Source organism: Streptomyces sp. NPDC047002 (genome assembly GCF_040704505.1).
Lineage (GTDB): Bacteria > Actinomycetota > Actinomycetes > Streptomycetales > Streptomycetaceae > Streptomyces.
In genome coordinates, this window is the sequence record NZ_JBEYWC010000004.1 from 41,764 (window position 1) to 61,960 (window position 20,197).

At 75.2% G+C, this 20,197-nt stretch carries 19 protein-coding genes; 6 read left to right on the forward strand and 13 right to left on the reverse strand.

The genetic code is table 11. The annotated features are described in order from the left end of the window. Positions 1 to 87: 87 nt before the first annotated feature. On the forward strand, positions 88 to 1,122 hold the full coding sequence (locus AB0910_RS05985; protein WP_366743306.1) for a polyprenyl synthetase family protein: 1,035 nt from the start codon (positions 88 to 90) through the stop codon (positions 1,120 to 1,122). A gap of 266 nt (positions 1,123 to 1,388) precedes the next feature. Here AB0910_RS05985 and AB0910_RS05990 read toward each other — a convergent pair whose 3' ends face one another. The 8 genes from AB0910_RS05990 to AB0910_RS06025 form a co-directional block, all read right to left on the reverse strand. After that, on the reverse strand, positions 1,389 to 2,024 hold the full coding sequence (locus AB0910_RS05990) for an enoyl-CoA hydratase/isomerase family protein (RefSeq protein WP_366743307.1): 636 nt from the start codon (positions 2,022 to 2,024) through the stop codon (positions 1,389 to 1,391). Between the two features lie 49 nt (positions 2,025 to 2,073). After that, positions 2,074 to 2,892 (reverse strand): IclR family transcriptional regulator, encoded by an 819-nt coding sequence (locus AB0910_RS05995; RefSeq protein WP_366743308.1) that lies wholly within the window; start codon positions 2,890 to 2,892, stop codon positions 2,074 to 2,076. A gap of 72 nt (positions 2,893 to 2,964) precedes the next feature. Next, positions 2,965 to 4,620 (reverse strand): AMP-binding protein, encoded by a 1,656-nt coding sequence (locus AB0910_RS06000; RefSeq protein WP_366743309.1) that lies wholly within the window; start codon positions 4,618 to 4,620, stop codon positions 2,965 to 2,967. 2 nt (positions 4,621 to 4,622) lie between these two features. After that, complete coding sequence (locus AB0910_RS06005; RefSeq protein ID WP_366743310.1) at positions 4,623 to 5,396, reverse strand: enoyl-CoA hydratase/isomerase family protein; 774 nt, start codon at positions 5,394 to 5,396, stop codon at positions 4,623 to 4,625. 71 nt (positions 5,397 to 5,467) lie between these two features. Next, positions 5,468 to 7,090 (reverse strand): AMP-binding protein, encoded by a 1,623-nt coding sequence (locus AB0910_RS06010; RefSeq protein WP_366743311.1) that lies wholly within the window; start codon positions 7,088 to 7,090, stop codon positions 5,468 to 5,470. Continuing rightward, a complete protein-coding gene (locus AB0910_RS06015; protein ID WP_366743312.1) occupies positions 7,087 to 7,851 on the reverse strand; it encodes a citryl-CoA lyase in 765 nt (254 codons plus the stop codon). Before AB0910_RS06015 ends, AB0910_RS06010 begins: the two co-directional genes overlap by 4 nt. Positions 7,852 to 7,983: 132 nt before the next feature. Further along, entirely contained in the window at positions 7,984 to 9,564 is a 1,581-nt protein-coding gene (locus AB0910_RS06020; RefSeq protein ID WP_366743313.1) for a cation acetate symporter, read from the reverse strand. Further along, entirely contained in the window at positions 9,561 to 9,968 is a 408-nt protein-coding gene (locus AB0910_RS06025) for a DUF485 domain-containing protein (RefSeq protein ID WP_366743314.1), read from the reverse strand. The genes AB0910_RS06020 and AB0910_RS06025 overlap by 4 nt, the downstream gene beginning before the upstream one ends. Before the next feature lie 487 nt (positions 9,969 to 10,455). On the opposite strand from AB0910_RS06025, the gene AB0910_RS06030 reads away from it, so the two are divergent. Both AB0910_RS06030 and AB0910_RS06035 read left to right on the forward strand, forming a co-directional pair. Further along, positions 10,456 to 11,721: an MFS transporter gene (locus AB0910_RS06030; protein WP_366743315.1), complete on the forward strand. Its 1,266-nt coding sequence runs from the start codon at positions 10,456 to 10,458 to the stop codon at positions 11,719 to 11,721. An 85-nt stretch (positions 11,722 to 11,806) separates the two neighbouring features. Beyond that, complete coding sequence (locus tag AB0910_RS06035) at positions 11,807 to 12,877, forward strand: alkene reductase (RefSeq protein WP_366743316.1); 1,071 nt, start codon at positions 11,807 to 11,809, stop codon at positions 12,875 to 12,877. Between the two features lie 67 nt (positions 12,878 to 12,944). Here the strand turns inward: AB0910_RS06035 and AB0910_RS06040 are convergent, their stop codons facing one another. From AB0910_RS06040 to AB0910_RS06050, 3 genes are all read right to left on the reverse strand, one after another. Further along, on the reverse strand, positions 12,945 to 13,526 hold the full coding sequence (locus tag AB0910_RS06040; protein WP_366743317.1) for a TetR family transcriptional regulator: 582 nt from the start codon (positions 13,524 to 13,526) through the stop codon (positions 12,945 to 12,947). A gap of 62 nt (positions 13,527 to 13,588) precedes the next feature. Beyond that, positions 13,589 to 14,485, reverse strand: a complete 897-nt coding sequence (locus AB0910_RS06045) for an MBL fold metallo-hydrolase (RefSeq protein WP_366743318.1) — start codon at positions 14,483 to 14,485, stop codon at positions 13,589 to 13,591. 53 nt (positions 14,486 to 14,538) lie between these two features. Next, entirely contained in the window at positions 14,539 to 14,769 is a 231-nt protein-coding gene (locus tag AB0910_RS06050) for a hypothetical protein (RefSeq protein WP_366743319.1), read from the reverse strand. An 89-nt stretch (positions 14,770 to 14,858) separates the two neighbouring features. On the opposite strand from AB0910_RS06050, the gene AB0910_RS06055 reads away from it, so the two are divergent. Together AB0910_RS06055 and glgX are read left to right on the forward strand one after the other, a co-directional pair. Next, positions 14,859 to 15,692, forward strand: coding sequence for a helix-turn-helix transcriptional regulator (locus tag AB0910_RS06055; protein WP_366743320.1), 834 nt, complete (start codon positions 14,859 to 14,861; stop codon positions 15,690 to 15,692). A 94-nt stretch (positions 15,693 to 15,786) separates the two neighbouring features. Further along, on the forward strand, positions 15,787 to 17,916 hold the full coding sequence (gene glgX / locus AB0910_RS06060; protein ID WP_366743321.1) for a glycogen debranching protein GlgX: 2,130 nt from the start codon (positions 15,787 to 15,789) through the stop codon (positions 17,914 to 17,916). 108 nt (positions 17,917 to 18,024) lie between these two features. Here glgX and AB0910_RS06065 read toward each other — a convergent pair whose 3' ends face one another. Together AB0910_RS06065 and AB0910_RS06070 are read right to left on the reverse strand one after the other, a co-directional pair. Then, the gene (locus AB0910_RS06065) at positions 18,025 to 18,345 is read right to left on the reverse strand and encodes a hypothetical protein (RefSeq protein ID WP_366743322.1); all 321 of its coding nucleotides are present in this window, start codon (positions 18,343 to 18,345) and stop codon (positions 18,025 to 18,027) included. Between the two features lie 27 nt (positions 18,346 to 18,372). Beyond that, on the reverse strand, positions 18,373 to 18,588 hold the full coding sequence (locus AB0910_RS06070) for a hypothetical protein (protein ID WP_366743323.1): 216 nt from the start codon (positions 18,586 to 18,588) through the stop codon (positions 18,373 to 18,375). Positions 18,589 to 19,077: 489 nt separating this feature from the next. Between AB0910_RS06070 and AB0910_RS06075 the strand changes: the two genes are divergently transcribed. Next, the gene (locus tag AB0910_RS06075) at positions 19,078 to 20,079 is read left to right on the forward strand and encodes an ABC transporter substrate-binding protein (protein ID WP_366743324.1); all 1,002 of its coding nucleotides are present in this window, start codon (positions 19,078 to 19,080) and stop codon (positions 20,077 to 20,079) included. Positions 20,080 to 20,197: the final 118 nt, after the last annotated feature.

A 20,197-nucleotide genomic window follows, 5' to 3' on the forward strand; every position in this document is an offset into this window, starting at 1 on the left:
AAGGTGCAGGACCGGACACGGCCGGTCCTGCCGGGGCCGCCGCGGCGCAGCCGGGTGCCGCGCCGGGAGCAGGAGGCTTGGTACGACATGGACATGCGCGCGCCCGCGCCCGGCGGCGAGCCAGGCACCACGCGGCGTACCGACCGGGCGGCCGACGTGCGGGAGGCGCTGCGCCGCTGGGTCGACGCGCTGCCCGCGGCGACGTCGGCCGCGGCCGGCTACCACTTCGGGTGGCTGGACGAGGAGGGCGCTCCCGTGGACCGGCCGGGCGGCAAGCAGCTGCGGCCGCTGCTCGTGCGGGCGTGCGCCGAGGCGGTGGGCGGCGATCCCGCGGACGCGGCCGAGGCCGCCGTGGCGGTCGAACTGGTCCACGCGGCAACGCTGTTGCACGACGACATCATCGACGGCGACCGGCTGCGCCACCACAGGCCGACGGCGTGGGACGTCTTCGGCGTGCCGCGCGCGATGCTGACAGGGGACGCCCTGCTCGCGCAGGCGTTCCGGGTGCTGGCCGCCCGTCCTTCGGCCCACGCGGCACGCTCGGTCGCGGTGCTCGCCGACGCGGTGACGCGGATGGCCGAGGGCGAGGCGATGGACGTCGCCTTCGAGTCGCGCGCCGACGTCTCCCCCGCCGAGTACGCGGCGATGGCGGAGGCGAAGTCCGGCGCCCTGGCGTCGGCGGCGTGCGAACTGGGCGCGCTGGCCGGGGGCGGGGACGAGCGGGCCGCCCGCGCGCTCGCCGCCTTCGGCCTGCGGCTCGGGCTCGCCGGGCAGATCACGGACGACCTGCTGGGGCTGTTCGGCGACCCCGAGGCGACCGGGAAGCCCATCGGCAGCGACCTGCTGTCGGCGAAGAAGTCCCACCCGGTGGTGTGCGCCCTGGCGTCCGGCACCGCGGCGGGCGAGCGGCTGCGCGCGCTGCTGGCGGGCGGCGCGGCCCGCGAGGACCTGCGGGAGGCGACGCGCCTGGTGGCCGAGGCGGGCGGGCGCGAGCAGTCGGCACGGGCCGCCGCCGAGCACACCGGGCACGCGGTGGCCGCCCTCGCGGGGGCGGGGCTGCGCGCGGACGCCGCCGACCGGATGGCCCGCATCGCGGACTTCGTCCTCCACCGGACGGTGTGAAACCCCGCCCTACCGCCACGGGGCGGGCAGGGCGCGCGGCGGCTCGGGACCGCTGTCCAGCGCCTCGCAGGGCCGGCCGGGCGGCGCCCGTCCGGCCGCTCACCGGGGGCGGCCGGGTCGCTCCGGCGCGCGGACCGCGCCCCGGGCGCCGAGCCGGCCCGGCGGCGGGCGCGTTCGCGGCGCCCCCCTCCCCGGCCCCGCCCGCTCCCTGTCGCGGGTGCGGGCGGGCCGGGGAGCGGGCGGCGCGCGGAGCCGTCGCGGTGCGGTCAGCGGGACAGGGCCAGGTATTTGACGGCCATCAGGTCCTTAAGCGGGTGCTCCGCCACCCGGTGGGCCAGCGCGGTCGCCGTGGCGAGGACCCGGTCCGCAGGTACGACGCGGTTGACGAGGCCGTACCGGTACGCCTCGGCCGCGTCGAAGCGCTCGCCGGTGAGGGTCCAGCGCGCGCCCGCGGGGTGGGAAGAACCCAGCTCCCCCGGCGGGCAGTTGACGGGGATGCCCCAGGCGACCTCGGGGAGGCCGAAGACCGCGTCCTCGGCCGCGACCCGCAGGTCCGTGCGGAGCATCAGGGTCAGGCCGCCGCCGAGGCAGTACCCGCGCACCGCGGCGACCACCGGCTTCCACAGCGGCTGGGCGCGGTCGGGCCGCACCGCGGCCATCGGCTTGGCGAGGTCGAGCAGCGGCGGCGGGTGCGGGATGGTGTCCCTGAGGTCCGCGCCGGTGCAGAAGGCGCGCTCCCCCGCGCCGGTCAGCACGACGGCCCGTATCCGGTCGTCCTCGCCCGCCTCCCGCCAGGCCGCAGAGAGGTCCCGGTAGTCGGGCCCCGTGAGGGCGTTGAGGCGCTCGGGGCGGTTGAGGGTGAGGGTGAGGACCGGGCCGTCCCTGGTGGCGTCGATGGTCATGGCGTCGTTCCTTCCGTACGCGCGCCGGCGCCGCCGGGCCGCCGCCTGGTCACTTCGGCGCGACGCTCCCCCGGGGCAGTGCCTCGGGTGCGAGGTCGCCGCCCGTCAGGGCGCCCGGCTCCTCCGGGGACTCCTCGCCGAGCGCCTCGGTCAGCCGCCGGCAGACGGCGAGCAGCCGCGTGGTGGGTTCCGAAGGGCCGGGCTCCGGCAGCTGCGAGACCGTGCCCAGGATGCTGATCGCGCCGACCAGCTCCCCCGCCTGGAACACCGGCGCCGCGTACGCCCGCAGGCCGGAGAGCACCTCCGTGTAGGCGAGGCCGTCGCGCCGTACGGCCGCGAGGGTGCGTTCCCGCTCCGCCAGGTCGGCGCCCGGGTCCTGCTGGCTGTCGAACCGCTCGCGGGCGGTCGGCGAGAAGGCGAGGAAGACCTGCCCCGCGGCCGAGTCGTAGGCGGGCAGGTGCGAGCCCTCGCGGATCTTCAGCGAGACCAGCTGGTCGGTGTTGTCGTTCTCCCGCACCACCAGGGGCGCGTCGCCGTCCCAGATGGTCAGCAGCGCGGTGACCTGTGTGACCCGTACGAGCCGCTCCAGCAGGGGCCCCGCGAGTTCCGCGAGGGGCAGCCCGTTGAGCGCGACGGCCCCGAGCCGCACCAGCTTGGGCCCGAGCCGGTAGCGGCTCCTCCTGGTGTCGTACGAGAGCATGCCGGTCTGCCGCAGCGAGTGTGCGTAGCGGTGCAGCGTGGTGCGCGGCCACGGCAGCAGCTCCTGCATCTCCGCCAGGGTCAGGGTGCCCCGCCTCGACGTGAACAGGTCCAGTACCGCGATGCTGCGCTCCACGCTGAGCAGCGGGTCGCCGCGCCCGTCCGCCATGCTTCCTCCTCGAATGCCGCCGTGAGCCGAGGATAGGCGAGGCGGGTCCCACGGCCCGGGCCGCGCGGGCGGTCACGACGTCGCTCCGCCGGGCGGCTGCCCGGCCGCGGCGGCGAGCAGGGCGGGCAGGGCCTTGCGGTCGGTCTTGCCCGCGGGCGTCTTGGGGATCGCCGCCACGAAGCGCACGGTGCGGGGCAGTTTGAACCCGGCGAGGCGCGGGCGGAGATGGGCGACGAGTGACTCCGCGGTCAGGGCGGAGCCCGGTGTGCGCACCACCACGGCGGCGACCCGCTCGTCCCACTCGTCGTCCGGCGTGCCGAACACCGCGCAGTCCAGCACCTCCGGGTGTTCGACGAGGGCGCCCTCGACCTCCTTGGGGAAGACGTTCTCCCCCGCGGTGCGCACCATGTCCTTGAGCCGCCCGACGATCCTGAGCTGCCCGTCCGCTCCCCTGCGGCCGAGGTCGCCGGTGTGCAGCCAGCCGCCGTCGAACGCGGCCGCGGTGGCCTCGGGGTTGTCGAGGTAGCCGAGCATGACGGTCTCGCCGCGCACGCACACCTCGCCGGTCGCGCCCTCGGGCACCTGCCGCTGCTCGGCGTCGAGCAGGGCCACGGTCACACCGGGCACGGGGGTGCCCACGGCGTCCAGGTTGTCCGGGCGCGCGTCCTCGGGGCGCAGGGTGGTGATGAACGAGCCCGCCTCGGTCTGCCCGTAGACGTGTTCGATGCGCACCCCGCGCGCGCCGCGCTCCTCGAAGGCCGCGACGGCGCGGGGGATCAGCCGGCTCGGCTCGTAACTCGCGTACATCAGGCGGCGGAACGACGAGAGGTCGGTGCGGGCGAGCCGGGGCGATTCGAGCAGCCGCGCGAGGACCAGCGGGACCGCGAACAGCGAGGTGCAGCGGTGGCGTTCGATGAGGTCGAGCGCGGTGTCAGGATCGAACTTCCGCATGAGCACGGCGGAACCGCCCGCGAGCAGGTACTGCTTGAGGAAGTCCCAGCCGCCGGTGTGGTAAAGCGGCTGGTAGGCGAGCAGCCGGTCGTCCGGCCGTACTCCGGAGGCCAGCGCGGCGCCGAACGCGTCTCCGATGCTGCGCCGTTGGGAGAGCACAGCGGCCTTGGGCGCGCCGGTGGTGCCCGAGGTGAACAGCAGCAGGTGCGGGCTCTCGGGGCCCGCGGCTCCCGCGCCGCCGGTTTCTCCGGTGACACCGGCAGAACCGTCGGCGCCTGCGGCGGCGATGCGGTCGGCCCACGAGGACTCCTGGCCGCCGGCGAGCAGCACGGTGTCGGTGCCGCACCGGCCGAGGGCGCGGGACAGGACGGCCGCGCGGTCGGCCGCCGCGGCGGCGAGCACGGGCCGCGCCATGCCCAGCGGTACGGCCAGCTCGCCTTCGGTGAGGCGGGTGTTGAGCGGTACGAACACGGCGCCGGTGAGCGCGGTCGCCAGGTAGAGCGCGACCATGTCGGCGCACGGGTCGTCGGCGACGGCGACGGGGTCGCCCGGCAGGACGCCGAGCGCGCGCAGCCCTCCGGCCAGTTCTCTCACCCTGCGGTGCAGCGCGCCGTAGCTGTGCTCGCCCGCGTCGTCGACGAGCGCGGTGCGCGAGGGCCGCCAGCGTGCCTGTGCGGCCACCAGGTCGGCCAGGGTGGGCGGCGGCGGTGCGGGCCTGGGGCGCGCCACTCTGGCGGCGATGCCGCGCGCGGGCGCCGCATCTGCGGTGTGCGGCATCGTCACCGCCCCCGGAACTCGGCGGGCCTGCGCTCGGCGAACGCCTTGACGCCCTCGGCGAAGTCCTCGCTGTCCTGGAGCAGCCGCACCATGGCGTCCTCCAGGCGCAGCCCGGACGCGGTGTCCATGTCCCCTGAGCGCAGAGCGAGTTCCTTGGTGGCCTGGACCGCCATGGGGGCGTTGCGGGCGATGCGGCGAGCGAGTTCGAGCGCGGTGGGCAGCACGTCGGCGGCGGGGACCACGCGGTTGACGAGGCCCCAGCGCAGGGCGGTCTCCGCGTCGATGCGGTCGCCGGTGAGCAGCATCTCCATGGCCAGGGCGCGCGGCAGCTGCTGGGCGAGGCGCTGGGTGCCGCCGCAGCTCGCGAGGATGCCGTGGCCGACCTCGGGGGTGGCGAAGGTGGCGTGCTCAGCGGCCACCCGCAGGTCGGTGGAGAGCATCAGGGTGAGGCCGCCGCCGAGGCAGTAGCCGTTGACGGCGGCGACGACCGGCTTGAAGAGTTCCAGGCCGCGGTCGGGCCTGAGTTCGACGCCGGGGTTCCACAGGTCGCGCAGCGGGTGCGGGCGGGGCAGGAAGTCCTTGAGGTCGGCGCCTGCGCAGAAGGCGCGCTCGCCCTCGCCGGTGAGGACGGCGGCACGCAGTGCGTCGTCGTCGCGGATCTCGATCCACGCGTCCCGCAGCGCGTCCAGGGTGGGCATGTCGAGGGTGTTGAGTCGCTCGGGGCGGCGGATGGTCACGACGGCGACCTGTCCTTCGCGTTCGAGGGTGATGCTCATCGGGTGGCCTTTCGCTCGGCCGGGCGCGCCGCCCGGCCAGTCGTGCGGTGAGGGGTGGGCTCGCGCCGCGGTCAGCGGCCTGCGTCGTGGTAGCGGCCGGGGCGCTCGTCGTGGCCGGTCCGTGCGCGCAGTTCGGCCTTGCGGACGCGCTGGGTGTGGGTGCGGGGCAGGTCGTCCACGATCTCGACGTACCGCGGCACCATGAACCGCGGGAGTTCGCGGCGCGCGAAGCCGGCGATGTCGGCGGCGAGTCCGCCGGGCACGCCGTCCGGGTCGTGGCCCTCACGTGCCACCACGAACGCCTTGACGTCGTGCTCGCCCCACTCGGAGGGGACGCCGACGACGGCAGCCTCGGCGACGGCGGGGTGCCCGCCGATGGCCGCCTCGACGTCGGTGGAGCAGATGTTCTCGCCGCGGCGCCTGATGGCGTCGCCCGAGCGGTCCACGAAGTACACCCAGCCGTCGGCGTCGCGGCGGCACCGGTCGCCGGTGTGGAACCAGAGGTTGCGGGTGGCCGCGGCGGTGGCCTCCGGCAGGCCGAGGTAGCCCGCGGTGATCTCCCACGGAGAGTCGGTGCGCACGAGGAGTTCGCCGGTCTCGCCGTCCTCGACCTCGCGGTCGTATGCGTCGACGATGCGGATCTGCGCGCCCGGCCGCACCCGGCCGCAGCTGCCCTCGGGGCCGAGCTCCCAGCCGCTGACGACGGGGCAGCTCACCTCGGTCATGTTGAAGGCCGTGGTCAGCCGCACCCCGAAGCGTGCGGCGAACGCGGCGCGGTCGCGCGGGAAGGGCGCCACGAAGACGTTGCGGAGCGGGTTGTCGGCGTCGCCCTCGGCGGGCGGCACGGACTCCAGGTAGCGGGCCGCGCTGCCCGGCAGCAGGGTGGTCGTGCAGCCGTACGCGCGCACGTCGGGCCAGAAGCGCGAGGTGCTGAAGCCGTCGCGGGTGACGGCGCGGGCGCCGGTCAGGGCCGCCGCGTACACCGAGAGCTTGCCGCTGACGTGGAACAGCGGGACGGGCACGTACCAGTGGTCGCCGGGTCCCGCCTCGTCGAGGGGGATGCACCAGACGGCGGAGCGCTCCAGCTGGCGCCACGGGATCAGGACGCCCTTGGAGCGGCCCGTGGTGCCCGAGGTGTAGACGACGGTGGCGGTGGTGTGCTCGCGCAGCCGGGGCTCGGGCGGGAGCACGGCCGCGGGCCGTGCTCCCGCGGGGCCCGGGGTCCCGCCGGGGCCGCCGGCGCCGGTCAGGACGGGCAGTGCGAGGGACTCGGGTGCCTGCGCGGGGGCGAAGCGCTCTGCCCACCGGGGGTGCACGGCGGCGGCCGCCGGGGCTGCGTCGGCGAGCACGGTCGCGAGGACCCGGCCGTGGTAGGCGGTGTTGAGGGGCACCTCGACCGCGCCGAGTCTGGCGACGGCCATCCACACGACGAGCGCCTCGGGCCCGGTGGGGAACATCGTGGCGACCCGGTCGCCCTGCCGTACGCCCGCGGCGTGCAGCGCGCCGCGCCAGGCGTGCACGAGCTCCTCGAACCTGCCGTAGGTGACGGGGCCTTCCGCGGTGTCCTCGACGAACACCGCGTCGGGCGTGGCCGCTGCGCGCTCGCGCAGCAGCACCGGCAGCGGTACGGCCTCGGCCGCGGGGTCGCGCCAGGAGTCCTCGACGGGCGCGGACTGGTGCGGGAGCGTGGTCACTTGGTCGCCTCCGGGTCGCCGTAGGGTGCCGCGGCGTCCGCGGCGTCGAGCATCGCCTGCGCGGCGGGGGCCCGGTGCTCGTCCCAGAGGTGGCCGACGAGCCCGGCGGCGCGTGCGACAAGCGCGATGCCCCGGCACACCTGCCAGGGGATGCCCGCGGCGGTGAGCAGCACGGCGGACGCGCCGTCCACGTTGACGGGCAGCGTCCGGTGCGCGGCACGCTCGGCGTGGTGCCGCAGCAGCAGGAACCGCTCCCGCGGCGCCGGGTCGAGCCCGGCGGCGTCGGCGACGGCGAAAAGCCGGGCGGTGCGCGGGTCGCCCTCGGTGTGCACGGGGTGGCCGAGTCCGGGCAGCCGGTCCCTGCGGCTGCGCGCCTCCTCGGCCAGCCGGCGTGCGTGTGCGTCGGGTTCGGCGTCGTCGGGCCACTCCTGGAGCAGCCGCGCGGCGCCGTCGAGGGCGCCGAGGAAGCGGTCGCCCGCGCCGAGCAGCCCCGCGGCGACCGCGCCCTGGAGCGCGCCGGGCGCGCCCAGGTCGGTGAGGCGCGCGGCCACCGCGGTGGCGGTCATGCCGTGTTCCGTGAGGGCGACGAGCACCGCGTCGAGGGCGGCGCGTGCACCGGGCCCGGGCAGCCGCCCGGTGATCTCCAGGTGCACCATGTCGGTGAACGGGACGGCGCCGATGAGGTCGTCGACGAGGTCGAGGCCCTTGACGGTGACGCCGTCCGGCGTCACCGCCGCCATGGTCTGGTGGGGCTGAGGCATGCGGTGTCCTTCGGTGCGCGGCCGGCGGGGCGGCCGGGTGCGCCGGGCCGCGGCGGCCCGGTGCGGGGTGCGGACGCGTGGTCCTGGTGCGGTGGTGCGTGCGGGCGCGCGCCCGGGGGCGCGCGGCGCGGTTCAGGTGCGTGCAGGGGCCTCGGCAGGGGCCGGGGTGATGCCGAGCTGGGTGCGTACGGACATCGACTCCCAGGCGGCGGGGTCGGGGCGGGTCCTGCCGAGCACGGTGGCGAGCCAGGCGATCAGGAAGCCTGCGGGGATGGAGATGACGGCCGGGTAGTCGAGCTTGATGACCGCGTTGTCGTGCAGCCAGGTCGGCGAGAGCGCGATCACCACGATCGACACGAGCAGGCCGCCGAGCAGCCCGAAGACGGCGCCGCGCGCGGTGAACCGCTTCCAGAACAGGGTGAGCAGGACAACCGGGAGGTTGGCGCTCGCGGCGACCAGGAAGGCCAGGCCCAGCAGGAAGGTGATGTTGCGTCCCGAGCCGATGGCGCAGGTGCCGAGGGTGGCGAGGACGCCCATGCCGATGGCGGTGACGCGGGCGACTGCCGGCTCCTGCCGCGCGGCCTTGGGACTGTTGCGGTGCAGGCTGCCGGTCCACAGGTCGTGGGCGACCGCGCCGGAAGCGGACAGCAGCAGCCCGGAGACCACGGCGAGGATGGTGAGGAAGGCGACGCCCGAGATCACGGCGAGGCTGATGTCGCCCCAGGCGGTGCCCGCCCCGCCCGCCAGCTCGCGGGCCAGGATGGGTGCCACGAGATTGCCGCCGGCCGCGGAGGCCTCCTTGGCGGCGGCGGAGTTCAGCAGGGCGCGGGCGCCGAAGCCGATCACCACGATCAGGCCGAAGAAGACGCCCATGACGCCGATGGCCCAGCCGAGCGAGCGACGCGCGGTGTGTCCGTCGCGGACGGTGAAGAAGCGGACCAGGACGTGCGGCAGCCCCGCGGTGCCGAGCATGTAGACGAGGCCGTACGAGACGATGTCGGTCCGGTCGAGCGCGTGGCCGTGCGGCAGCAGCAGGCCGGGGCCGCGGATGGCGTCGCCCGCGGGGGTGCGGCCCGCCGCGGTGTGCAGCAGCCCGCCGAAGTCCCAGCCCGCGTGGGCGAGTACGGCTCCGGTCAGCACCAGGGCCGCGACCACGAGGAGCAGCGCCTTGACGATCATCACCCAGGTGGCGCCGAGCATCCCGCCGAGGGTCACGTACACCGTCATGAAGGCGCCGGTGATCAGCACGGCCGTGGTGAAGGAGAGCCCGGAGAGCGCCTGCAACAGGGTCCCAGCGCCCACGAGTTGGGCGAAGAGGTAGAAGAACGACACGACGAGTGTGTTCACCGCGGCCGAGCCGCGCACCGCCTCGCCGCGAAAGCGCAGCGAGAGCACGTCGGCGAGGGTGTACGCGCCGGAGTTGCGCAGCCGTTCGGCGAGCAGGAACAGCACGGGCAGGAAGGAGAACAGCGCGGCGAGCAGGATGAGTGTGCCGTCGAAGCCCGTGAGGAAGATCAGGCCCACGGTGCCGAGGAAGGTGCCGGCGGACATGAAGTCGCCTGCGACGGCGAGGCCGTTCTGCGCGGAGCCGATGCCGCGGCCCGCGGCCCAGAAGTCGCTCGCGGTGCGGGTGCGCCGCCCGGCCCTGATGATGATCGCCAGCATGGCCACCACCAGGACCCCGAAGACGCCGAGCGTCAGTCCGTGGTTCATGCCTCGGATCCCTCCGTGCGGTGCGGGCCCTCGGCGCCGAGGAGTTCGGCAGCGCGGGCCGCGACGGCGCCCTGGAGCGGCACGATGCGCCGCGCGGTGACCCGCAGATAGACGGCGACCAGGGCGAACGCGGCCAGCGAGAGCAGCAGGTAGACCAGCAGGCCGCTCGACCCGAACCCGGCGACGGGCGCGGAGAGCGAGCCGGGGCCGAGGGCGACCCAGAGGAAGAAGCCGAGATAGACGGCGAGCGTCACGCCGGTGAGCCACCAGGCGAGCCGCCCGCGCGCCCGGCTGAGCCGCTGGAAGTCCTCGGAGGAGTAGACCGCGTGCACCGAGTGCTCCGCGGGCCGGTCGTACGGGGGTACGGCCGGGGCGCCGGTGGCGCTGCCGTTGTCGAGGCTCATGGGAAGTCCCGCCCTTCTGGAGCATCCTTGCTCCTGCGGATGTTCCGGATTGTGGGATGGCATCCCGCGATCCGGTTTCATGACCGTAATGCGGGCGACTTGGGCCGTCAATAGAGCGGAAGAAGGTTCATGTTTTGCCAGGCGGAAGCCGTCCGGCGGCTCAAGGAAACAGACATTCAGGCCATACGACACAACTTTCGAAGGCGACCCGAGACGGCCCCCACCCACCCTCCGGGGCGCCACCCGCGCCATGCCTGCCAGGGCCCGACCAGGTTCTTATCCGACCGGTCAAAAACGATGCTACGGTGCTGCGTGCAACGCTTTCGCACCCGCACCCGCACCCGCACCCGCACAAGGAGGACGCGATGACGGCTCGCCCGGCACTGCACACCGGCACCGGCTCCGCCCGCACACCGCACACCGGAACCGCCGCCCCGCGACACACCGCGGCCGCGACCCGCGGCCCACTGCCGTGGCCGGCGGAGCGATGACCGCCACCTGCGCCGACGTCCCGGAGACCGCCGCGCCGCCCCGGGCCGGCGCCTGGGCGGCCGTGGTGTCGGTGGCCTTCTGCTCGTTCAGCCTCGTGCTCTCGGAGTTCCTGCCGATCGGGCTGCTCTCCGACATCTCCGCGGGGCTGCACGTCTCCTCGGGGAGTGCGGGGCTGCTGGTCGTGATGCCGGGTCTCGCCGCCACGGTGGCCGCCCCCGTCGCGACCCTGGCCGCGGGCCGGGTCGACCGCAAGGCGGTCCTGGTGGCGCTCGCGGCGCTGATCTGCCTTTCGAACCTGCTCGGCGCGCTGAGCCCCGGGCTCGGGGTGATGCTCGTCGCACGGCTGCTGCTCGGCGTGGGGGTCGGCGGCTTCTGGGTGTTCGGCAGCAGCGTCGCGCCGCGCCTGGTCGACGCCCGCGGCGCCACCAGGGCCACCGCCACCGTGACCGGCGGCATCGCCCTCGCCACGGTGGCGAGCCTGCCGCTCGGCGCCCTGATCGGCAGCCTCGCGGGGTGGCGGGCCGCGTTCGCGCTGGGCGCCGCGCTCGCCGCGCTCGCCCTCGTCGCCCAGCTCCTGCTGCTGCCCTCGCTGCCGCCGGGCGCCGGGCAGCGGGTGCGCGACCTGGTCGGGATCGTGCGGGACGGCAGGTCGCGCACGGTGCTGATCGCGTGCGTGGCGACGTTCGCGGCCCAGTTCGCCGCGTACACCTATCTGGAGCCCTACCTGCGCGACGAAGCCGGCTTCGGCTCCTCGGGGGTGACCCTCGTGCTGCTCGGGTTCGGCGCGGCGGGCCTGGTCGGGAACTTCGGTTTCACCCGGGCGCTCGACGCTGCCCCCAAGCGGGCCGTGGCCGTCTTCATGGCCCTGACGGCGGCATGCGTCGCCGTGCTGCCCTGGGCGGCCGGCAGCCGCCCGGCGGTCGTCGCGGCGGTCGCGGCGTGGGGGGTGTTCTGGGGCGCGCTCCCCATCAGCCTCCAGATCTTCATGATGCGGACGGCGGGGGCCGGTGCCGAGGGCGGTCAGGCGGTGTTCGTCTCGACCATCCAGATCAGCCTGGCGGCCGGCTCCGCCGCCGGGGGCCTGCTGGTCGACTCGGCAGGGCTCGCGGTCACGCTGTCCCTGGCCGCGGCCGCCGCCCTGCTCGGCGCCGCCGCTGTGACGGCGCGGGACCGGCGCCGCGTCCCGGGGCAGCCGCGGCCGGACACGCAGCCGGAGGAAAGGTCCCAGGAGGCGGAATGGAGGCCACCGCCCGGGCGTTGACCCAGCCGGAATACGAAGGAAGACCGCGGCGCACGGGCTCGGCCCCGGCGCCGCGCCCTGTGACAGCCAGTCGAGGAGTATACCCGTGTCCACACTGTTCGACCCGATCACCGTCGGCAAGCTCACCCTCGCCAACCGCGTCGCCATGGCCCCGATGACCCGCAACCGCTCCGACGACGACGGGGTCCCGACCGCGCTCGTCGCCGAGTACTACGCCCAGCGCGCAGGGGCCGGCCTGCTGATAACGGAAGGCACGCAGCCGAGCGCCACGGGCCAGGGCTACTTCGCCACCCCAGGGCTGCACTCGGACGCGCAGGTGGAGGGGTGGCGGGCGGTCGCCGACGCGGTGCACGCGAGAGGCGGCCGCATCTTCGCGCAGCTCATGCACGCGGGCCGGGTCGGCCACCCCGACAACAAGACGACGCCCGAGCTGGTGGCGCCGAGCGCCGTCGCCGCCCCCGGCGAGATCTTCACCCGCACGGGCATGCAGCCCCAGCCGGTGCCGCGCGCCCTGGAGGAGGCCGAGATCGCCTCCGTGGTCGAGGAGTTCGCGCACGCCGCCCGGCAGGCGGTCGCCGCGGGCCTGGACGGTGTGGAGGTGCACGCGGCCAACGGTTACCTGGTGCACCAGTTCCTCGGCCCCACGTCCAACCTGCGCACCGACGGCTACGGCGGTACGCCCGAGAAGAGGGCACGCTTCGCCATCGAGGTGGTGCGCGCCGTCGCGGACGCGATCGGCCCCGAGAAGACCGGCATCCGCATCTCCCCCGCGCACGACATCCAGGGCGTCATCGAGGACGACGAGCAGGCCACCGCGGCGACGTACGGCACGCTCGTCGACGCGATCGCCCCGCTGGGGATCGCCTACCTGTCCTACGTGGCCGACCCGCGCTCCGCGCTGGCCAGGGACCTGACCGCGCGCTTCGGCGGCGTCACCGTCGCCAACGACGGCTTCGCCGCGGTCACCAGCCTGGAGTCCGCGCAGGCGATCGTCTCCGAGGGCCTCGCCGACATGGTCGCCGTCGGGCGGCCGCTGCTCGCCAACCCCGACCTGGTCGAGCGGTGGCGCAGCGGCGCCGCGCTCAACGAGGCGAACCAGGCCACCTTCTACGGCGGCGGTGCCGAGGGCTACACCGACTACCCGGCCCTCGTCTGACCGCTCCGCCGCCGGTGGGCCGTGGGCCCGCCGGCGGGCCCGGGGCTGCCCGTGCCCGCGGCGGCGCTCACCCGCCGAGGACGCGGGCGGCCGCCGACTCGACCGACCGCAGTTCCTCGGCCGAGTAGCCCGCCTTGCCGAGCGCCTCGATGCCGCGGGTGACCGCGAGGAGCAGCCTGGCGAGGTCGCGGGGGTCGGTGTCCTTGTCGATCTCGCCGTCGTCCCGGGCCCGCGCAAGCGAGCACGCGAGGCGGTCCTCGACATGGTGGAGGGTCCTCGACGCGCGCTCGACCACCGCTTCCGAACTCACCGCGAGCTCCGCCGTCGCCTTGCTGATCATGCAGCCGACGTGTTCGCGGTCGGCGATCGTGTCGCCGGTGACCTGGTCCAGGTAGCCGAGGGCCGCGGCGAGGCCCGCGGCCCTGCGGAACGCCTCGTCCGTGGCGGCGTCCGCCTCGGCGCAGTAGCCGTCGAAGGCGCGCTCGAAGATCTCCTCCTTGTCCCCGAACGCGTTGTAGAGACTGCCCTTGCCGAGGCCCGTGGCCTCGACCAGGTCGCTGAGGGACGTGCCCGCGTACCCCGTACGCCGGAACGCCGTGCGGGCGGCGGCCACGGCCGCCTCTTCCTCGAACTTGCGCGGCCTTGCCATGGCCCCAGGGTACCCGTCCTTGACCGATCGGGACAGAACGGGCCCTGCGGCCCGTATCCCCGCTAGCCGGCGTCCGGCAGGGGCGCGTAGGAGGCGGGAAGCCAGGCGTACCCCGATCCGTCGCCGCGCAGATGGCCGAGGCCGGGGAAGGGCAGGTGCGCCGCCGCGACCCACCATCCCTCGCGGGCCGCGAGGCCGAGCACCTCGGCGCGGCTCGCGACGGCCCGCGCGGGATCGCTGTCGATGGCCACCGAGACGTCCGGGTACGGCAGTTGGACGGTGTGGCTGTGGACGGTGTCGCCCCAGAAGAGGACGGTGTCGCGGCCCGTGCCGACGAGGTAGCCGGTGTGGCCGGCGGTGTGCCCGTGCTCGTCGAGCGCGCGCACGCCCGGCAGGACGTCCGGGCCGGTGAAGGCGTCGAGCCTGCCGCTCTCCCGGTACGGCGCGAGCGCCGCGGCCGCGTCCCGGTGGATCTGTGCCTGCACGCCCTGCGCCCTGCCGGTGCGCCCGGCGTCCAGCCAGTGGTCGGTGTCGGCGCGTGCGACGTGCACGGTCGCGGCGGGGAAGGCGGCCAGCCCCTGCGGGGTGACGAGGCCGCCGGCGTGGTCCGGGTGGAGGTGGGTGATCAGCACGTGGTCGACGCTGTGCGCGGGCACGTCCGCCGCGGCCAGGCTCTCCCAAAGGTGCCCGGTGGCCGGGCCGAGCGTCGTCCCGCTGCCCGCGTCGACCAGGATCCTGCGGCCGTCCCCCTCGACGAGGAAGGCGAGCACCGCGGTCCGCGGGTCGCCGTCCTCCGGCAGGTGGGCGGCGGCCAGGCGGCCGCGCACCAGTTCGGCGGGCGCCCCGCGCAGGTCGTCGGCGCGGATCGGCACATAGCCGTCGTACAGGGCGGTGATCAGGAGGCCGCCGATGCGGAACCGCTGGAAGCCGGGTGCCTGGCGGGCCGTCGGGCTGGTCATGGTGGGCTGCTCTCTTCCGGTCGCGTACGGGATGGGTGAGGGGACGCCGCGCGTCAGGCGACGGCGGCGAGGAAGCCGCCGAGGGCGGTCGGCGTCCTGACGGCCAGGCCGGAGTCGCGCACTTTGCTGCGGCCCCGTGCCACGGCGGGCACCGGGGCGCCCGCGTCGGACGGGGCCCGTACGGCGCCCGAGCCGGCCGCGCCGGCGGCCGCCGTCACGACGACCGGTGCCGCGCCCTGCGGGAACGGCGGTGGTACGGGCGCGTGCGGGGGTTCCGTGTCCATGCCCCCACTGTCGGCCGCCGTGGGGCGGGCAACCAGACCACGCGGTGGATACCCTCGCCCGGCGTACGGGGCCTGCGACACTGGACTGCATGAGGAATCCGTCGCGTGAGCTCGGTGCGTTCCTGCGCAGCCGCAGGGCCGCCGTGACGCCCGAGGAGGCCGGGGTGGCCTTCCACGGGCGGCGGCGGGTGCCGGGGCTGCGCCGCGAGGAGCTCGCGGAACTCGCCGGGATCAGCGCGACGTACTACACCCGGCTCGAACAGGGCGAGAGCCACCAGGTGTCGGACTCCGTGCTCGACTCGCTCGCCCGGGTCCTCCGCCTCGGCGCCGACGAGCGCGCCCATCTGGTGCGGCTCGCGTCGCCCGGCCGCGCGGCGCTGCGCGGCGGCGGCCCCGAGCGGGTCAGGCCCGCGGTGCGGGCGCTGGTGGACGGGGCCGCAGGACAGGCGGCGATCATCGTGGGGCGCCGCGCCGACCTGCTGGGCGGCAACGCGCTCGGCTTCGCCCTGTGGGGCCTTCAGGATCCCGCGGCGGCGTGCGGTGAAGCCCCCAACGTCGCGCGCTTCACGTTCCTCGACGCCGCGGCGCGCGGCCTCTTCCCCGACTGGGAGGCGCAGGCGCGCGACCTCACCGCCTATCTGCGGCTCGCCGCCGCGCAGTACCCCTGCGACCAGGAGCTGGCTGACCTGATCGGCGAACTGGGCACGCGCAGCGCCGACTTCGCCCGTATCTGGGAGGCGCACCCGGTCAGCGACTGCGTGCACTCGGTGCGGGAGTACCGCCACCCGCTGGTGGGGGCGATGGTGCTGAACGAGGAGGTGGTCAGGCTGCCGGACGACCCCGGGGTCCGGGTGGTCTTCAGTGGCGCGGAGGCGGGCACGCCCGCCGCGAGCAGGCTGCGGCGGCTGGCCGCCGCGGCCTGAGAACGGGGCAGCCCGGGTGCGGGCGCGCACCGCCGGTCGTGGGAAGCACCCGGCGGACAGGAGTGGACGCCGCCTGCGCGGTTACCTTCCAGGCATGCAGACCTGGCCGGGACAGCCCTATCCCCTCGGAGCCACCTACGACGGCTCCGGCACCAACTTCGCGCTCTATTCCGAGGCCGCCGAGCTGGTCGAACTCGTCCTCCTCGACGAGCGCGGCACGCAGGAGCGCGTCCGGCTCAACGAGGTGGACCGCTTCGTGTGGCACGCCTGTCTCCCCGGCGTACGGCCCGGGCAGCGCTACGGCTACCGCGTGCACGGCCCCCACGCGCCCGAGCGCGGCCTGCGCTGCAACCCGTCGAAGCTGCTGCTCGACCCGTACGCGAAGGCCGTCGACGGCCAGATCGACGGCGACGAGTCGCTGTTCGACTACCGCTTCGGGCGGCCCGACGAGTCCAACACAGACGACAGCGCGGCGCACACCATGACGGGCGTCGTCGTGGACCCGTACTTCGACTGGGGCGACGACCGGCCGCCGCGCCGCCCCTACCACGAGACGGTGATCTACGAGGCGCACGTACGCGGTCTGACGATGAACCATCCGGACGTGCCGGAGGAGCTGCGCGGCACGTACGCGGGGATCGCGCACCCCGCGGTGGTCGAGCACCTCACGGCTCTCGGGGTGACGGCCCTGGAGCTGATGCCCGTGCACCAGTACGCGCAGGACGGCGTGCTGCGCGAGAAGGGCCTGTCCAACTACTGGGGCTACAACACGATCGGCTTCTTTGCCCCGCACAACGCCTACGCCGTGAGCGGCCGTCCGGGCGGCCAGGTGCAGGAGTTCAAGTCGATGGTGAAGACCCTGCACGCGGCGGGCATCGAGGTCGTCCTCGACGTGGTCTACAACCACACCGCCGAGGGCAACGAGAAGGGGCCGACGCTCTCCTTCAAGGGCCTCGACAACACCGCCTACTACCGGCTGGTCGACGGGGACCCCGCCCACTACTACGACACGACAGGGACGGGCAACAGCCTCTCCGTCAAGCACCCTGCCGTCCTCCAGCTCATCATGGACTCGCTGCGGTACTGGGTCACCGAGATGCACGTCGACGGCTTCCGCTTCGACCTGGCGGCGACCCTGGCCCGGCAGTTCCACGAGGTCGACCGGCTCTCGGCCTTCTTCGACCTGGTCCAGCAGGACCCGGTGGTCAGCCAGGTCAAGCTGATCGCCGAGCCGTGGGACATCGGGGACGGCGGCTACCAGGTCGGCAACTTCCCACCGCTGTGGACCGAGTGGAACGGCAAGTACCGCGACGCCATAAGGGACTTCTGGCGCGGTGCCGAGTCGTCCATGCCGGAGCTCGCGTCCCGCTTCGCCGGCTCGTCCGACCTCTACCAGCACGACAGCAGGCGCCCGCTCGCCAGCATCAACTTCGTCACGGCGCACGACGGGTTCACCCTGCGCGACCTGGTCTCGTACAACGAGAAGCACAACGAGGCCAACGGCGAGGGCAACCGGGACGGCGAGAGCGAGAACCGCTCGTGGAACTGCGGCGCCGAGGGCGAGACCGACGACCGGGAGATCCTCGCCCTGCGCGCCCGGCAGCAGCGCAACCTGCTCGCCACCCTGCTGCTGTCGCAGGGAGTGCCGATGATCGCGCACGGCGACGAACTCGGCCGCACGCAGCGCGGCAACAACAACGTGTACTGCCAGGACAGCGAACTCGCCTGGGTGGACTGGGATCTCGACGCGGAGCGGCGCGGCCTGCTGGACTTCACCCGGCGGCTGATCGAGCTGCGCCACGCCCATCCCCTGCTGCGCCGCAGGCGGTTCTTCACCGGCCGGCCGGGTGAGCGCGGCGGGGACCTGCCCGACATCGTCTGGCTGCGGCCGGACGGCGAGACGATGGGCGAGGCGGACTGGGCCCGCGGCGACGCCCACGCGCTGGCCGTCTTCCTCAACGGCGACGCCATCACGGAGCCGGGCCCGCAGGGCGAGCGCATCGTGGACGACTCGTTCCTCGTGCTGCTCAACAGCCACCACGAGCCGGTGGAGTTCCGCATGCCGGGGCCCGCCTACGGCACCGGCTGGCGCGTCGCCGTGGACACGGCGGCCCCGGCCGCGCCCGACGAGGAGGCGTCACTGCCCGCAGGCGGCGCCCTCAAGGCGGAGGGCCGCAGCCTTGTCGTCCTCCTGAGGCCCCGGCAGCCCTCGCAGGGGCGCTGACGACACGCGCGCGACCGGCCCGCGGCGGGCTGCGGCACACGCCTCTCGCCGCGGCCGGGCCCGCGCGGCGCCAGGCCTGCTGCGCGGCGCCGGATGCTCTCGGTCGTATCAGGGCCTCTTCTCCGCGCGGCCCACACCGGGCTGGTGCGAAGGTCCCGTGCCCTCGTCGTCCGGCTCGCTCCCGTCGCGTCGGCGGCGGGCCGGCTGCTCGTCCGCCGGCGAGCCGGTCGCCCCGCCGGGGGTGCGGCGGGGGTCAGGCGCCTTCATCGAGCCGTCTTCGACGGGCCCGGTCGCGCCGCCCCTGCGCGGTGTGCTCCCGCTCCGCTCGGCGCCGCTCTCGACGTCCGCCGACTTCCGTCGGCCCTCGTACGGCGGCACGGCCTTGCCGCGCGTGTCGGTCTCCCGGTGTTCGTCCGGGTCCCTTGCCATGGTGTCGCCTGCCTCTCGTGGTGGCGGTCAGCCGCCTCCGGACTGGAGGTGCGGTGTGTCCGGGTCGGACGGCTTGTGCGGCTTGACGGAGGTGTCGATGTCGGCGCGGTCGCCGCGCGCGTTGTCTGCCGGCCGGTCCGCGGGTCCCGCCGAAGGCCGGTCCGAGCCCGTGTCACGCGAGCCCTTCGCTCCCCGTTCGCTCTGCGGTTCTTCCTCGGTGTGCGCGCCGGGCTTCTCGGCCATGCGGAACACTTCTCTCGGTCGTGGAGGGCGTGTCGCTCGTCTCGCTGCGCCCGGCGCACGGCCCCCGCCACGCCCCGGGCCCACTCCTCCGTCGTACCACGCCGGAAAACACCCCGCGACGCGACGGCACGCGCCCTCAGGGCGCGGCGCTCCCCGGCGTCCGCCGCGCCCGGCGGAGCCGGGAGCCGGCCGGAGGGGCGGTGTGCGGCGCGTGCTAGCGTGCTGGGGCCGAGTGGCCGGTGCTGAAGTGCCGGTTCTCGGCTGCGCGCCAGGCAGCGAAGCCGGTGAAGCCCGCGGTGCGGGCCAGTCCGGCGCTGTCCCGCAACTGTGAAGGCCGCCCCGCCGGGCGGCCCAAGCCAGGTCGCCTCCTGCCGCGCGACGACATCGGCCCTCGTGGGAAGGGCGGTCCGTCCTGCCGTCCCGGCGCCTGCCCGGGTCCGGCATGCCGATGGATCGGCTTCTTCCCGTCCTCACCGGGAGGAAGCGCACATGGCGCACCCCACGGCCCCGCGCCGGCTGCCCAGGCGCCCGGCGCTCCCGCGCGCGCTGGCGGCGGCCGCAGCCGTCCTCGTCGCCGCGCTGCTCGGCGGCTGCGGCTCCGGGGGTTCCGGCGGCGGCGCACAGTCCGCCGCGCCCTCCGCCTCGGGCGGCGCGTCCTTCCCCGTCACGGTGGCCCCGCAGAACGGCAGGGTCACCCTCGGCCACCGGCCCGAGCGGGTCGTCTCGCTGTCGCCGACCGCGACCGAGGACCTGTACGCCGTGGGCGCGGGCAAGCAGGTCGTCGCCGTCGACGCGGACTCCGACCGCCCCGCGAACGCCCCGGTCACCAGCCTCAGCGGCCTGACCCCGAACATCGAGGCGATCGCGAAGTACCGGCCCGACCTGGTGGTCGCGTCGCAGGACTCGGGCGGCCTGGTGAGCGGGCTGCGCAAGCTGGGCGTGCCGGTGCTGATCGAGCCCGCGGCGGCGACGGTCGACGACGCCTACGCGCAGATCGACCAGCTCGGCCGGGCCACCGGGCACGGCCAGCAGGCCGCGCGCACGGTCGCCGGGATGAAGTCTCAGATCGCCGCCACGGTGAAGCGCGCGGGTGCGCACCACACCGGCCTCACCTACTACTGGGAGCTGGGCGCGGCCCCGTACTACTCGGCGACCTCTTCGACCTTCGTGGGGCAGCTGGCCTCGCTGTTCGGCCTGAAGAACATCGCGGACAGGGCGGACAAGGCGTCCGACGGCGGATACCCGCAGCTGTCGCAGGAGTACATCGTCTCGGCACGCCCCCAGCTGATCTTCCTCACCGACGGCGGGCCGTCCGACGGCGGGCAGAGCCCGAGGACCGTCGCTGCGCGCCCCGGCTGGTCGGGCGTCCCCGCGGTGCGGGAGCGGCAGGTCTTCGGCCTCGACAGCGACGTGGCCTCCCGCTGGGGCCCGCGGCTGCCGCAGCTGGTCGCCGGGATCGCCGGAGCGGTGGAGCGGGCGGAGGCCCGGTGACGCGGGGCGCGCGGCAGCGGTGAGACGGCGCGTCGAGGGGTCGGAGGCGGGGCGGCCGCGGGCCGGGGTGCCGCACGCGGGGGCGCCGGAGGCGGGGGCGCCGGAGGCGGGGAGGCCG

Bases quoted from the DNA above. Each gene is read 5' to 3' on its own strand.
- glgX (WP_366743321.1), top strand. From the start codon at position 15,787: ATGCAGACCTGGCCGGGACAGCCCTATCCCCTCGGAGCCACCTACGAC.
- AB0910_RS06050 (WP_366743319.1), bottom strand. From the start codon at position 14,769: ATGGACACGGAACCCCCGCACGCGCCCGTACCACCGCCGTTCCCGCAG.
- AB0910_RS06070 (WP_366743323.1), bottom strand. From the start codon at position 18,588: ATGGCCGAGAAGCCCGGCGCGCACACCGAGGAAGAACCGCAGAGCGAA.
- AB0910_RS05990 (WP_366743307.1), bottom strand. From the start codon at position 2,024: ATGACCATCGACGCCACCAGGGACGGCCCGGTCCTCACCCTCACCCTC.
- AB0910_RS06075 (WP_366743324.1), top strand. From the start codon at position 19,078: ATGGCGCACCCCACGGCCCCGCGCCGGCTGCCCAGGCGCCCGGCGCTC.
- AB0910_RS06000 (WP_366743309.1), bottom strand. From the start codon at position 4,620: ATGCCGCACACCGCAGATGCGGCGCCCGCGCGCGGCATCGCCGCCAGA.
- AB0910_RS06030 (WP_366743315.1), top strand. From the start codon at position 10,456: ATGACCGCCACCTGCGCCGACGTCCCGGAGACCGCCGCGCCGCCCCGG.
- AB0910_RS06005 (WP_366743310.1), bottom strand. From the start codon at position 5,396: ATGAGCATCACCCTCGAACGCGAAGGACAGGTCGCCGTCGTGACCATC.
- AB0910_RS06040 (WP_366743317.1), bottom strand. From the start codon at position 13,526: ATGGCAAGGCCGCGCAAGTTCGAGGAAGAGGCGGCCGTGGCCGCCGCC.
- AB0910_RS06055 (WP_366743320.1), top strand. From the start codon at position 14,859: ATGAGGAATCCGTCGCGTGAGCTCGGTGCGTTCCTGCGCAGCCGCAGG.
- AB0910_RS06025 (WP_366743314.1), bottom strand. From the start codon at position 9,968: ATGAGCCTCGACAACGGCAGCGCCACCGGCGCCCCGGCCGTACCCCCG.
- AB0910_RS06065 (WP_366743322.1), bottom strand. From the start codon at position 18,345: ATGGCAAGGGACCCGGACGAACACCGGGAGACCGACACGCGCGGCAAG.
- AB0910_RS05985 (WP_366743306.1), top strand. From the start codon at position 88: ATGGACATGCGCGCGCCCGCGCCCGGCGGCGAGCCAGGCACCACGCGG.
- AB0910_RS06045 (WP_366743318.1), bottom strand. From the start codon at position 14,485: ATGACCAGCCCGACGGCCCGCCAGGCACCCGGCTTCCAGCGGTTCCGC.
- AB0910_RS06015 (WP_366743312.1), bottom strand. From the start codon at position 7,851: ATGCCTCAGCCCCACCAGACCATGGCGGCGGTGACGCCGGACGGCGTC.
- AB0910_RS06020 (WP_366743313.1), bottom strand. From the start codon at position 9,564: ATGAACCACGGACTGACGCTCGGCGTCTTCGGGGTCCTGGTGGTGGCC.
- AB0910_RS05995 (WP_366743308.1), bottom strand. From the start codon at position 2,892: ATGGCGGACGGGCGCGGCGACCCGCTGCTCAGCGTGGAGCGCAGCATC.